Source organism: Ameyamaea chiangmaiensis (genome assembly GCF_013376175.1).
GTDB classification, from domain to species: domain Bacteria; phylum Pseudomonadota; class Alphaproteobacteria; order Acetobacterales; family Acetobacteraceae; genus Ameyamaea; species Ameyamaea chiangmaiensis.
Genome location: NZ_JABXXR010000086.1, coordinates 1 through 11,954 on the forward strand (window position 1 = coordinate 1; position 11,954 = coordinate 11,954).

Below are 11,954 nucleotides of genomic sequence, written 5' to 3' on the forward strand. Positions count from 1 at the left end.
CGTGAAGCCCGCGCTCCCGCGTCAGCGTGTCCACCCGTGCGGCCAGCGCGGCACTATCCGCCGCCTTTGCCGCCAGAGCGCGACGTCGCTCCCCCCGGCGCGTCCGCTCGGCATTGCAGGCGCGCCGCGTCGTTTCATGTGCCGTGATGCGCGCCTCCAGCGCCTGATCCCGCTCGATCAGGCGCCTGGCCTCTTCCAGCGCCCTTCGCGCCTCGACCAGTTCACGCTGCTGGCGTTCCTGCACCGCCGCGTCGTCCCGTGCGGCAAGGGTGGAACGCCGCATCGACAAACGCCGAAGATCGTCCTCCAGCTGCGCATGGCGACGCAGCAACCGGCCATGTTGCTCCCGGGCGCGTGCGGCCCCCTCGACGGCTGCCTTGAAACGCCCGCGCGGGCGTCCGTTCCCATCGCGAAAGACGGCTATCTGCGACCGCACCGAGGCCGCGAGCGCCCGCGCCTCGGTCGTGCCGGTCAGGTCGTCGATATCGGATCGCAGACAGTCGCCGATGGTCGCACGCGCGGGGTCGGACAGTTCAGGTGGACGCAGGCTTTCCCCCTGCCCGACCAGCAGCGTCGTCCACAAACCCGACCAGCCCTGCCGCCCCTGCGTCTCCAGCCCCAGCAGGTCCGCGAGGCGCGCTTCCGCAGCCTCACCCTCCAGAACGCCGTCGGGCCCCTCCAGTCGCGCCATCGCACGGGAGAGGAAGCGCTTCTCCAGACGCCACGCAGCACCCGCAGCCTTGAACCCGAGGGTAATGTGCGGCGCACCGCCGCCGTAGGGCGCAAGCGTGCGGACCGCGTCGGAGCGCGACCCGAACTTCAGCACGAACGCCGCGCGAATGGCCGCGAGGATAGTCGATTTTCCCGCCTCGTTCGGCTCGGCGAGCATATTCAGCCCCGGGCCGAACGTCAGCCGTACCGGCTCGACGAAGCGCCGGACCTGTTCGATCTCGACCCAGTCGAGCCTCATGCCCGACCTCCCGCCAGAGCGAACAGCCGGGCCAGTGCCGCCGCCGCATGTTCGTCGCCCGATGCGCGCTCACGCAGCCTCTCCGCCGCGCCCCGAACCGCGCCGGACAGCCGTTCGATATCGGCCGGGGCGCTGGTCACGGTCGGAGCGCTTCCGATCCGCAGCAGACGAAACGCGGACCCGAGACCGCGCACGATCCTCTCGTCCCACAAGGCGAAATCATCCAGCCCCAGAGCGCCGTCCGCCTCCAGCCACAGCAGCACGCGCGACAGATCCTCCGGGTCCAGTCCGCGCAGATGCGCCTCCAACGCCTCGACCTCCGAGCCGGTGGTGAGGGTCGCGCGGGCGCGGTGCCAGCGGAAGCGGCCGACCGGTATCATCTCGCGGACCGGAAGCGCCTGCGGCCCGTCGAAGGAGACCAGGACCGCATGGCCGCCGCCGTCGCCGCCACGGTCGAATCCATCGGGCTCCGGCGTCCCGCTATAGGTCGTGCGCGCATCGATCGCGCGATAGCCATGCCAGTCGCCCAGTGCCAGATACCCAAGCCCCGCGCGTCGTGCCCGGTCCGGCGCGATCAGGTTGGCCGTGTCGTCGCTGCCAAACCCGGTGACCGAGCCGTGCGCCAGCCCCAGCCGCAAGGCGCCCTCGGGCGTCGGCATGTCGTCCATGGCGGTGGTCGGATCACCCATCATATGCCGGTGGCGCAGCACGGCCGGCAGCACCCAGCCCTCCTCGGAGCCGGGCACGAGTGGCGACCGCTGGTTCTCCAGATGCAGCGTCACGTTGTCCGGCACACCGATATCGCGCAGCCGCGCCCATGGCCCCTCGGGGGTGTGGGGATCATGGTTGCCCGGAATCAGGTGCCACTGGACCTGCGGAAACTGACGCATGCGCTCCATGGGCTGACGGAGCGTCCGGTCACTCGGGATCTCGACGTCATAGATGTCACCCGCGACCAGAACCGCGCACGCGCCATGCGTCCGTGCCGCGCGCGCCACACGCCCGATGGCCTCCAGCCGTTCATCCTGCAGGACGCGAAGGGTGTCATCGTCGGCAAAGCGGAATGTCTTGCCGATCTGCCAGTCCGACGTATGAAGAACACGCATGCCGCGACCATGGACCCGACGCGATGGCGGCGACAAGCCCGTGCGAAGATTCCCGTGGCACGGGTCCCCCATGCGGCGGGCGCGTGGCAGGCTATCGCATGGCTTCCCTATTTTCGTCACGAATCCGCGATAATAAGGACCCTCGGTGATCATTCAGATCATCAGCCTCGGGCTTTCTCGTACGGATCAACCATGTCTCCCCGTTCCGATACCGCCTCGCGTCCCGCGCCTGCCCCGCGTGCACAGCACGCACGCCAGCCGGATGTCATCAAGCGGATCCACGACGACTATCGCCGCAAACTCCGCGCGTTCGCCGAACGCCGTGGCGCACGACGCGCGCAGGCCGCCCGCACGGCCTGACCATCCGGGCGTCCGCGGTCCTGTTTCATCACCAGACGTGCGCTTGCCTTCGCCATGAAACACGGTCTGCACTGATCCGATCCGCACCCCATGAGCGCGCGGTCCCCCGTTCGTCCTCATCGAGAGGTCATTGTGCCACGGCTGACCGATAAACTTTGCGTTGTTACTGGTGCCGCACGGGGCATCGGGCGCGCCATTGCAAGGCGCTTCCGCGACGAAGGTGCCGACGTCATTGCGACCGACCGTGATGAAGCCGCGCTGCGCGCGATGGCACGGGAGACCGGGTGTCGATACGCCATTCTGGACGTTGCATCCGAAAGCCACTGGGTACGGTTCGCCTGCGCGGAACCCCAGATCGACGTCCTGGTCAACAATGCCGGTGTAACGGGGTCGAAAACGGACCCGTCACTCACGACCCCGAGCACGCCAGCCTCTTGGACTGGCGCGCGGTCCATCACGTCACTCTCGACGGAACATTTCTTGGATGCCGCTACGCAATCGGGGCCATGAAGGCACGGGGCAAAGGCTCGATCATCAATATCGCGTCGCGATCAGGGCTGGTCGGGGTGCCTATGGCGGCGGCCTATGCGTCATCGAAAGCGGCAATCCGTAACCATACGAAGACGGTGGCGCTCTACTGCGCACAGCAGGGGTGGATGATTCGCTGCAATTCGATCAGTCCGGCTGCGATCCTGACGCCGATGTAGGAGCCAATGCTCGGCGCAGGGCCCGATCGAGAGGTACGGATGCGCGCCATTGTCGCCGACACGCCCCTGAAGAGGTTTGGAACACCCGAAGAGGTTGCTTCTCTGGCGGTCATGCTTGCCTCGGACGAAAGCACTTACATGACCGGCACGGACATCCCTCTCGATGGCGGTCTTCTCGCGGGCACCGTCGCGGCGCCCTCTCGTGCGTGAATGGGGATAAAACTCGACCACCACAAAAAAGGCCTTCCCGGACACCCGGAAAGGCCTTTCTTGCAACCAAAGCTTCGCCAGGGACCAGAGCCCCCGGCAAAGCCGTCGATCAACGCTTGGAGAACTGGAACGAACGACGTGCCTTCGCACGGCCGTACTTCTTACGTTCGACAACGCGCGAGTCGCGGGTCAGGAAGCCGGCAACCTTCAGGATCGGACGCAGCGCGGGCTCGTAGTGCGTCAGCGCGCGGCTGATGCCGTGACGAACCGCACCGGCCTGACCGGACAGACCACCGCCCGTCACCGTGCAGTACACGTCGAACTGGTTGTACCGATCGGCAACCAGGAACGGCTGCGTGATCAGCATGCGCAGGACCGGACGCGCGAAGTAGGTCGTGACCGGGCGGCCGTTGACGATGATGTCGCCCTTGCCCGGCTTGATCCACACGCGGGCCACGGCGTCCTTGCGGCGACCGGTGGCGTAGGAACGGCCCTGCGCATCGCGCTTGACCTCATAAACGGGCGCTTCCTGCACGGCGGCGGCAACCGGCGTGTTCTTCAGGTCCGCGAGGCTGCCCGTGCGCTCTTGAGTTTCTGACATGATGCTCAGGCCCCAGCGTTTGCGGTGTTCTTGCGGTTCAGCGCCGCGACATCAAGCGTCTGCGGCTGCTGGCCGGCGTGCGGGTGCTCCGTGCCGGCATAGACGTACAGATGCTTCATCTGCGCGCGCTGCAGCGGGCCGCGCGTGATCATGCGCTCGACCGCCTTGGTCACCACGTGGCCCGGGTTCTTGCCCTCAAGGCGCTGCGCGATGGTGCGCTCCTTGATACCGCCGGGGTAACCCGTGTGGTAATGGAACAGCTTCTGGCCGACCTTGTTGCCGGTCAGGCGGATCTTCTCCGCGTTGATCACGACGACATTGTCGCCGCAATCGACATGCGGGGTGAACTGCGGCTTGTGCTTGCCGCGAAGGCGCTGGGCGATGATGGCGGCGAGCCGGCCGAGAACGAGCCCTTCGGCATCGATCAGCACCCAGTTCTTCGTCACCTCCGCGGGTTTCAGCGAAAGCGTGGTCTTCATCGTTTTCGGTGTCCGTTGAGTCTGGAACGTCAGATGGAGCGGCTTATGGCGTCGTCGCACATCGACGTCAAGACAATTCGGGTTTTCCCATAATTTTCATAGGATTCCGCCCTGTGGTATCATAATACCACATTCGGCGCGAATTGCTGGCCACCCCGTTCATGGTGTAGCCAGTGGACCATCGCCCGCGCGGCCGCCCCGCCGGGACCCACCCCCGCCCGGACGCACCACGGATGGTTGATGTGAAAAAGCTCCCCCTCGCCCTCGCCCTGATCGCGCTGTTCGGTGTCGTCGGGTGGCTGGGCCTCCATCGGCTCGCCCAGCATCGGCTTGACGATGCCATCAGCCGTTTTCAGGCCGCCCTGCCGCCGGGGGAAAGCCTTGCCTTCACGCGGGCGCAGCCGCTGCTGATGGGGCGCGGGGCGCGCCTCGACGGGGTCGTGTGGCACCACGGCCCACTGACCCTGACCGCGGGCCGCGTGACCGCGCGCGGACTGGCCGGCATCCCGCCGGGACCTTTGCGGATCGCTCTTCTGACCTTCGACGACGTGCACGTGCTGTCGCCGCGCGAGAGCGCCTCCGCCGCCGATGCCCGCTTCGCCGGACTGACAATTCCCGCCCACTCTGCCGGGCGCTTCACCGCCGATGATCTGGCCGCCGCGACGCTGGACTCGGGGACCGCGCGCAGCCTCTCGGTGCATGACACGGCGCTGGACGCCACGCTGGCGGCGCGGCTGGTCGAGATCACCGCCTATGGCCCGGACCGGGAGTCGGCACTCGGCACGGATGATCTGGACGTGCGGATGGCCGGTGACCGGCCGCGCCATGCGTCGCTCAGCCACGGCGCGGCGTCCCATGTCCTGCTGGCCGACTCGATCCGCTCGATCACGGCCACCGGTGCGGCCGCCAGCAGCAACCACCTCGCGCTCGAACTGCGGGGACTGGCGGTCGACGACAGCGGCGCCGACGCTCGCCCGCTGGTGCGTCTCGAACGGCTGCATTTTGCGGCGTATCCGGCTGGTGGCGACACGCCGCGCGGTCTGGACGCCAGTCTGCACGGGCTCAGCGTCTGGCCGCAGGCACCGGGCGGCGCCTCGCTTCTGACCACGCTGGGCTACGATCACCTGACGCAGGATATCACCCTCCATGCGACCGCCGAAGACGCGACGGACCGGCTGCACGTCAACACGCTTGATATCGACGCGCCGGGTGCGGCGAAGCTCTCTCTGGCCGGGGACTTCGATCAGGTCGCGCCCGCGACACCCGGCAGCCTCGCCATGGCCCTTTCGACCCAGCCGCGAATCGTGCGTCTTGCCGTGACCTATCGCGATCTCGGGCTGGTCGACCGTGCGCTGGACGCGCTGGCCCGCAGCCGAGGGACCGATCGCGCGACGCTTCTGGCCTCGCTGGCGCCGACGGACCCCGCGAACGCCCCGGCGGCCGGGAGCAGCCCCAATCCGTTCGCGACCCTCGCGCATTTCCTGACCAATCCGGGTGATGGGGCGCTTTACGTGGCGGTCAAGCCGCAATCACCGGTTCTGCCCGCGCTACTGGGGCTCGAACTCGCGATGGCGGCCAGCCCGGAGGTCGCCGGCGCGCTTGGCCTGACGGTCGAACAACGCCCCTGAGGTGACACGGGACCATCCGCATGCGCCCGTCGCAGGGTCGCTCCGCGATGGTCGCAGGTGCCGTTGACCGGAACAGAGCGCCCACCCATTATCAAGGCATGGCGGGACGCACGGCGCCGCCCCGCACGACGAAGACGGGAGGCGACATGCCAACGGACGACATACGGGACTTCCTTGAGCCGCGCCTGACCGCCTTGATGGACGACGCGATCGCGCGGGGTTTCAACGCCGATGCCGTGGTCGCCGTCCTGATCGACCTGACCGACACCATCACGCCCTCGACAGGGCCTGAGCAGGACCGCCCCCAACCGTGAGCGAAGACCCCTACAAGACCCTCGGCCTCGACAAAAGCGCGAGCCAGGACGACATCCGCAAGGCCTACCGTTCCCTTGCCAAGAAGTATCACCCCGACCTGAACCCTGGCGATGCCGCTGCGGAAGAGCGTTTCAAGGCGATCGGCGCAGCCAATGCTCTTTTGTCGGATGCCGATCAGCGGGCGCGTTTCGACCGGGGCGAGATCGATGCCTCCGGGCAGGAACGCGCCTATCGCCCGCATCCGGGCTACCGCGATTTCGGCGAGGGCGCGCAGGGCGCCCGCTATGCCGGTGCTGGCGGCGGGTTTGGCGAAGAAGACCTCGAAGGCATCTTCGGCGGCATGTTCGGGGGCGGCTTCGGACGACGCCAGCAGGGACCACGGCGCGGCGCGGACCAGAACTACACGCTTCAGATCTCGCTTCTGGACGCGATCAACGGCGCGACGTCGCGCGTGTCGTTGCCGGACGGCGGACGGCTGGACGTGCGTATCCCGCCGGGCACCGATGACGGGTCGATCCTGCGGCTGCGCGGCAAGGGCGGTCCCGGCGTCCAGGGCGGCCCCGATGGCGATGCGCTGATCACGGTCAGCGTCGCTGCGGACGCGATCTACACCCGCGACGGGCGCGATGTGCGCATGACCCTGCCGGTCGACCTGCGCACGGCGGTTCTGGGTGGGCCCATCACCGTACCGACCCCGGCGGGCAATGTGACGATGAACGTGCCGGCGCACTCCGACAGTGGATCGGTGCTGCGCCTGCGCGGTCGCGGCGTGAAGGCGCACGGCCATCACGAGGTGGGCAATCTCTACGTTACCCTGCGCGTGACGATCGGCACGCCGGACGATGCGCTTGAGACATTCCTGCGCGGGTGGCACGCGCCGGACCCCGCCCCGGCAGAGCGAAAGGCCGATGCGTCATGATGACGATCGACGTCCTGTCCGCCCATCTGGGCCACCGCGACAGCCGCGAGGTCGAGGAATGGATCGCGGCGGACTGGGTACGCCCGCACGGCACACCCGGCCATTACGCCTTTGCCGAGATCGATGTCGCCCGTGCGTGGCTGATCCACGATCTGCGCCACGACCTCGGCGTGAGCGAGGACGCCGTGCCGCTGGTGTTGCATCTTGTCGATCAGCTTTATGACAGTCGGCGTATGCTGGACCGCCTGCGCCGCGTGCTGGTACGCCCTGACGCGGTCGTGCTGCGCGAACAGCTGACGGTGCTTCTCCGGCACGGGGACGAAACACCATGAGCGAGACCGCAACGACAAACACCCGCGCCGTGGTATTCGAGACCGTTCAGATGGTCGGTGCGATCGTGTTCACGCTGGGCATGGTCGCCCTGACGATCAGTTCGGTCCTGCATTCGGGCGGCTGGCCGCAGCGTTGACCCCGGGGCGGGCACGGCGCCCGTTACCCCGGGCGCCGATCATCGGGCACAGTCCGGCCAGGTACCGGGGGGTCACGCGGGCCTGAAGAACGCCTCCACCACCCCATCGGCGGGAACGCGAACCATGGTGCACTCTTCCGCGGGACCGCAGCGGCCGGCATCCCCGCGCACGACAATGGATTTTTTCCGCGCCCTGCAAGACGGGATCGAAAGCGGCTGGATCCCGACCCTGTCGGCGGACGATGTCTCATGCCCCGATCAAAGCGCCCTGCCGCCGACCATTCCCCGGCGCATTTCCCAATATTGGCACAGTGAGACGCTGCCCGAAGACGTCGCGCGGTCGATCGAAAAAGTCCGGCATCACAACCCCGGCTTTGAGATGGTTCTGACGCATGACGACGCGGCAAGGGCGTTTCTGGAAGCCCATTTCGGGCGCGACATGGTCGCGCTTTTCGATGCGTGCTTTCACCCGACCATGCGTTCGGACCTGTGGCGTGTGTGCGACCTGTACGTCCATGGTGGGGTCTACATCGATGTCGACATTGCGATGCATGCGCCGATCGCGCATGTCACCGGGCGCGCGGTCTATGACTGCTTCCTGATGTATGCGATCGGTGCCCCGTGGTGCATCGAAAACGGCCTGATCATCGCGCGCAGACATCATCCCGCGCTTGAAGAGGTCCTCCACGCCCTGACGGACTCCCTGACGCGCTTCAGGTCCGATCCGGCCAGTTTCGAAAATATCTGGGTCAACACCGGCCCCGGCGTGACGACGGTCGGCATCGTGCGCCATCTGCTCGCGACGACGCCGGAGACAGCTTCACAGGCGGGTGGCGGCTGTCTGCTGGGGCACCACGGCCGTGGGGGCGCCAGTTACGGGCACGATGAACTGGCGTACAAGGCATCGCCCGCAGGAAACTGGCGCACGGCGCGACCGCCCGCGCGATGAGCGTGACGGGGCGCCCGGTCCGCAAACCGGGCGATGCCCAAGCACAGTTCGCCTAGCCGTCCGCCATCACCCGCACCGGGATCGACTTGGCGGCGGGCGTGCCGCTGATTTCATCGAAATGATCGATCGGCATCAGCGGATTGAGTTCGGGATAATACCCTGCGATCGATCCCCGCGACATCGGATAGGCCAGCGCGACCAGCCCGTCGACGCGACGGGCGATCCCGTCATCGGCAATCGTCTCCAACGCCACCCGTCCGCGATCGGTGATGCCCTGGGCCGCCATGTCCTCGCGGTTCATGAACACGACCATGCGCGTGTTGTAGACACCCCGATAACGGTCGCTGTTGCTGTAGATCGTCGTGTTGTACTGATCGTGCGAGCGGATGGTCGACAGGCGCAGCATGGCGGCATCATCGACCGGGCGGTCTTCGTCAAGACCATCCAGCACCAGAAAGTTCGCGCGCCCGCTGTCTGTTTTCCAGATCCGGCCGCGCGGCGGGATCGTCAGATGAAAGCCCTGCGGCTCCTTGATGCGTGTGTTGAAACCGGCAAACAGGTCGGGATACACGTCGGCGATACGATCGCGGATCAGGCTGTAGTCGTCGATATACGACTCCCACGCGATCGCGCTGTCGGGCAGCGCCGCACGCGCCATCCGGCAGACGATATCGATCTCCGAACGCAAATGCGGGCTTGCGGGCTCCAGCACGCCGCGCGACGACGTCACGTTCGACATCGCATCTTCGATGGTGACGAACTGCGGCCCCGTCGCCTGCACATCGATTTCAGAGCGCGAAATGACGGGCAGGATAAGCGCCTGTTTGCCATGCACCAGATGCCCGCGATTGAGCTTGGTCGCGATCCCGACCGTCAGGTCCAGTCCACGCATCGCCTTGTACGCGACCTCCGTGTCGGGGATCGCATGGATGAAGTTCCCGCCCAGACCGATGAAAACCCGCGCGGTGCCCGCGATCATCGCCTTGACGGATTCGACGACGTGATGACCGTGCTCACGCGGGGGGTCGAAACCAAAGACCTGACCCAGCCGGTCGAGATACGCCGCGGTCGGCTTTTCATCGATCCCGACGGTGCGATCCCCCTGCACGTTGGAATGGCCGCGCACCGGACAGATGCCCGCGCCGGGCTTGCCGAAATTGCCCCGCAGCATCAGGACATTGGCGATCTGGTGAATCACGCGCGCGCCCTGCTGGTGCTGGGTGACCCCCATGCCGAAACACATGATCGTCGCGTTCGAGCGCGCATAGATCGTGGCGACACGGCGGATCTGCTCTTCCGGCAGTCCCGATACGGCGACGATGTCGGACCAGTCGGTGGCGTCGATGTCCGCGCGCAGCGTATCGAAGCCGGCCGTGTGGTCGCGGATGAAATCGAGGTCGAGAACGCCCTCGGTCCCGGCCGCGTCGGCCGCGTCCTGCGTCTCGAACAGCGCCTTCATCATGCCCTTGAGGAATGCGGCGTCGCCGCCGATCCGCACGTGGCAGAATTCGCTGGCAATCGGCGTGGAGCCGAAGGTCGCCATCTTGACCGGGTCCTGGGGCTCGGTGAAGCGGATCAGCGCCCGTTCGGGCATCGGGTTGACCGCCACGATGGGCACGCCGCGTTTGCGGGCATGCACCAGCTCGGTCATCATGCGCGGACTGTTCGTCCCGGTGTTCTGGCCGATGATGAAGATGGCCTCGGCCTTGGCGAAATCGCCGATGACGACGGTGCCCTTGCCAATGCCGATCGACATTGGCAGTCCCCGGCTGGTGGGCTCGTGACACATGTTGGAGCAGTCGGGGAAGTTGTTGGTGCCATACGCGCGGACGAATACGGAATACAGGAACGCGGCCTCATTCGACGTGCGCCCGGAGGTGTAGAATTCCGCCTGGTCGGGGTGGTCGAGGCCCCGCAGCGTCTCGCCGATCGTGGCGTATGCCTCGTCCCAGCCGACCGGGACATAGTGATCGCTGGCCGGGTCGTAACGCATCGGCTCGGTCAGACGCCCCTGCTCCTCCAGCCAGTAGTCGCTGCGGGCCATCAGATCGGTCACGCTGTGTTCGGCAAAGAAGGCCGCGTCGACACGGCGCTTCGTCGCCTCGAACGCCAGCGCCTTCGCGCCGTTCTCGCAGAATTCGAGAGTCTTTTCCCGCTCCGGATTCGGCCACGCACAGCTCGGACACTTGAATCCGTCGGGATGGTTCATCGACAGAAGGGCGCGCGATCCCTTGCCCGCGACGCTTTGCTCAAGAAGCGCCTTGGCGGTCGCCTTGGCCGCGCCCCAACCACCGGCAGGATGGGTATACGGGGCGAAATGCGCGTCATCGGCCATGGAACGTTCCTTCTCGGACATCGGTCGACCTACCTTATCAAATCTGCGGCGCATGGTCACATTGCCCTGCTGCCGCGCGTTCATCTGTGATAGCCGCTGCCCTGTCGGAACGCGCAGGCAGACCGGTGGATCAAACGCGGGGGAAGACTTTCATGGAGCCGTGCTTCGAGACAGCGCCGTCCTACGAGGATGCACTCGCCCGTCTCATGCAACGGGCAGCCGACCGACCACAGCCCTCCGAGCCCGTTCCTCCCACCAAGGCCGCCGGGCGCATTCTGGCCGCCCCTCTTACTGCCAGCGCACCCCGCCCGCCGGTCGCTCTGTCCGCCATGGACGGCTTTGCCCTGTGCGGCGCGTCGTCCGAACAACCGATGAACGTCGCCGGCACCACGCATGCCGGACAGGCGTGCGCCATCTTGCCCCCGGGTGCCGCGTGGCGCGTTCTGACCGGCGCGCCAGTGCCCCGTGGGGCCGATCGTGTCGTGCCGCAGGAATACACACGCGCAAGCGGCGCCCACGCGATCACCCTGACGCACGTCCCCGAACTCGGTGCCCATATCCGTCACCGGGCCGAGGAATATGACGGCGGGGCGCCGCTGATCCCGGCGGGCACGCATCTCGACTGGCGGCATATCGCGTTGTGTGTGGCGCAGGGCGCACCGACCCTGCCGGTTCTGCGCCAGCCCCGCATCGCGATCGTGTCCAGCGGCGCCGAACTGTCCTCGATGCCGGACAGCAACGCCCCAATGCTCGACGCCCTTCTGCGGCACGCGGGCGCCCGGGTGCTGCCCCCCGTCACCCTGGCCGGCGACGACCGCGCCGACCTCGCGCGGCATATCGCGGCCCTGGTCCCGCAGGCCGATATCGTCGTGACCACTGGCGGCGTCTCGGCCAGCGAGACCGATC

General features: G+C 67.0%; 14 protein-coding genes and 1 pseudogene. 10 read left to right on the forward strand and 5 right to left on the reverse strand.

Annotated elements, in window-relative coordinates:
• On the reverse strand, positions 1-970 hold a 970-nt coding region (locus HUK82_RS10810; protein WP_176613966.1), incomplete at its 3' end, for an AAA family ATPase.
• Positions 967-2,076, reverse strand: a complete 1,110-nt coding sequence (locus HUK82_RS10815; protein ID WP_176613967.1) for a metallophosphoesterase family protein — start codon at positions 2,074-2,076, stop codon at positions 967-969. The genes HUK82_RS10815 and HUK82_RS10810, both read right to left, overlap by 4 nt.
• Before the next feature lie 192 nt (positions 2,077-2,268).
• On the opposite strand from HUK82_RS10815, the gene HUK82_RS10820 reads away from it, so the two are divergent.
• The 3 genes and pseudogenes from HUK82_RS10820 (at position 2,269) to HUK82_RS17465 (ending at position 3,353) form a co-directional block, all read left to right on the forward strand.
• Positions 2,269-2,436 (forward strand): hypothetical protein, encoded by a 168-nt coding sequence (locus HUK82_RS10820; protein WP_176613968.1) that lies wholly within the window; start codon positions 2,269-2,271, stop codon positions 2,434-2,436.
• A 90-nt stretch (positions 2,437-2,526) separates the two neighbouring features.
• Entirely contained in the window at positions 2,527-2,946 is a 420-nt protein-coding gene (locus tag HUK82_RS17460; RefSeq protein ID WP_246495134.1) for an SDR family NAD(P)-dependent oxidoreductase, read from the forward strand.
• Positions 2,871-3,353 (forward strand): annotated as a pseudogene (locus HUK82_RS17465) (SDR family oxidoreductase). The gene HUK82_RS17460 and the pseudogene HUK82_RS17465 overlap by 76 nt, the downstream one beginning before the upstream one ends.
• A gap of 109 nt (positions 3,354-3,462) precedes the next feature.
• Here HUK82_RS17465 and rpsI read toward each other — a convergent pair.
• Positions 3,463-3,954, reverse strand: a complete 492-nt coding sequence (gene rpsI, locus HUK82_RS10830) for a 30S ribosomal protein S9 (protein WP_176613969.1) — start codon at positions 3,952-3,954, stop codon at positions 3,463-3,465.
• Between the two features lie 5 nt (positions 3,955-3,959).
• On the reverse strand, positions 3,960-4,433 hold the full coding sequence (gene rplM, locus HUK82_RS10835) for a 50S ribosomal protein L13 (protein WP_176613970.1): 474 nt from the start codon (positions 4,431-4,433) through the stop codon (positions 3,960-3,962).
• 242 nt (positions 4,434-4,675) lie between these two features.
• Here rplM and HUK82_RS10840 point away from each other — a divergent pair, with 242 nt between their 5' ends.
• The 6 genes from HUK82_RS10840 to HUK82_RS10865 all read left to right on the forward strand — a co-directional run bounded on the left by HUK82_RS10840 (position 4,676) and on the right by HUK82_RS10865 (position 8,713).
• Positions 4,676-6,061, forward strand: a complete 1,386-nt coding sequence (locus HUK82_RS10840; protein WP_176613971.1) for a hypothetical protein — start codon at positions 4,676-4,678, stop codon at positions 6,059-6,061.
• A gap of 146 nt (positions 6,062-6,207) precedes the next feature.
• Entirely contained in the window at positions 6,208-6,375 is a 168-nt protein-coding gene (locus tag HUK82_RS10845) for a hypothetical protein (protein ID WP_176613972.1), read from the forward strand.
• The gene (locus tag HUK82_RS10850) at positions 6,372-7,295 is read left to right on the forward strand and encodes a DnaJ C-terminal domain-containing protein (RefSeq protein WP_176613973.1); all 924 of its coding nucleotides are present in this window, start codon (positions 6,372-6,374) and stop codon (positions 7,293-7,295) included. The genes HUK82_RS10845 and HUK82_RS10850 overlap by 4 nt, the downstream gene beginning before the upstream one ends.
• The gene (locus tag HUK82_RS10855) at positions 7,292-7,627 is read left to right on the forward strand and encodes a chaperone modulator CbpM (RefSeq protein ID WP_176613974.1); all 336 of its coding nucleotides are present in this window, start codon (positions 7,292-7,294) and stop codon (positions 7,625-7,627) included. The genes HUK82_RS10850 and HUK82_RS10855 overlap by 4 nt, the downstream gene beginning before the upstream one ends.
• Positions 7,624-7,764: a hypothetical protein gene (locus HUK82_RS10860; protein WP_176613975.1), complete on the forward strand. Its 141-nt coding sequence runs from the start codon at positions 7,624-7,626 to the stop codon at positions 7,762-7,764. Before HUK82_RS10855 ends, HUK82_RS10860 begins: the two co-directional genes overlap by 4 nt.
• A gap of 124 nt (positions 7,765-7,888) precedes the next feature.
• Positions 7,889-8,713: a glycosyltransferase family 32 protein gene (locus HUK82_RS10865; RefSeq protein ID WP_176613976.1), complete on the forward strand. Its 825-nt coding sequence runs from the start codon at positions 7,889-7,891 to the stop codon at positions 8,711-8,713.
• A gap of 52 nt (positions 8,714-8,765) precedes the next feature.
• On the opposite strand, the gene HUK82_RS10870 is transcribed toward HUK82_RS10865, so the two are convergent.
• Positions 8,766-11,069 carry an FdhF/YdeP family oxidoreductase gene (locus HUK82_RS10870; protein WP_373318285.1) on the reverse strand — a complete coding sequence of 768 codons (2,304 nt, stop codon included), beginning with the start codon at positions 11,067-11,069 and terminating at the stop codon, positions 8,766-8,768.
• A 131-nt stretch (positions 11,070-11,200) separates the two neighbouring features.
• Between HUK82_RS10870 and HUK82_RS10875 the strand changes: the two genes are divergently transcribed.
• A partial coding sequence (locus tag HUK82_RS10875; protein WP_256127004.1) for a molybdopterin-binding protein occupies positions 11,201-11,954 on the forward strand: 754 nt, incomplete at its 3' end.

Coding starts and splice junctions, on each gene's coding strand:
- HUK82_RS10815 (WP_176613967.1), bottom strand. CDS start 2,076: ATGCGTGTTCTTCATACGTCGGACTGGCAGATCGGCAAGACATTCCGC.
- rplM (WP_176613970.1), bottom strand. CDS start 4,433: ATGAAGACCACGCTTTCGCTGAAACCCGCGGAGGTGACGAAGAACTGG.
- HUK82_RS10870 (WP_373318285.1), bottom strand. CDS start 11,069: ATGTCCGAGAAGGAACGTTCCATGGCCGATGACGCGCATTTCGCCCCG.
- HUK82_RS10855 (WP_176613974.1), top strand. CDS start 7,292: ATGATGACGATCGACGTCCTGTCCGCCCATCTGGGCCACCGCGACAGC.
- HUK82_RS17460 (WP_246495134.1), top strand. CDS start 2,527: ATGAGCGCGCGGTCCCCCGTTCGTCCTCATCGAGAGGTCATTGTGCCA.
- HUK82_RS10860 (WP_176613975.1), top strand. CDS start 7,624: ATGAGCGAGACCGCAACGACAAACACCCGCGCCGTGGTATTCGAGACC.
- HUK82_RS10865 (WP_176613976.1), top strand. CDS start 7,889: ATGGTGCACTCTTCCGCGGGACCGCAGCGGCCGGCATCCCCGCGCACG.
- HUK82_RS10820 (WP_176613968.1), top strand. CDS start 2,269: ATGTCTCCCCGTTCCGATACCGCCTCGCGTCCCGCGCCTGCCCCGCGT.
- HUK82_RS10845 (WP_176613972.1), top strand. CDS start 6,208: ATGCCAACGGACGACATACGGGACTTCCTTGAGCCGCGCCTGACCGCC.
- rpsI (WP_176613969.1), bottom strand. CDS start 3,954: ATGTCAGAAACTCAAGAGCGCACGGGCAGCCTCGCGGACCTGAAGAAC.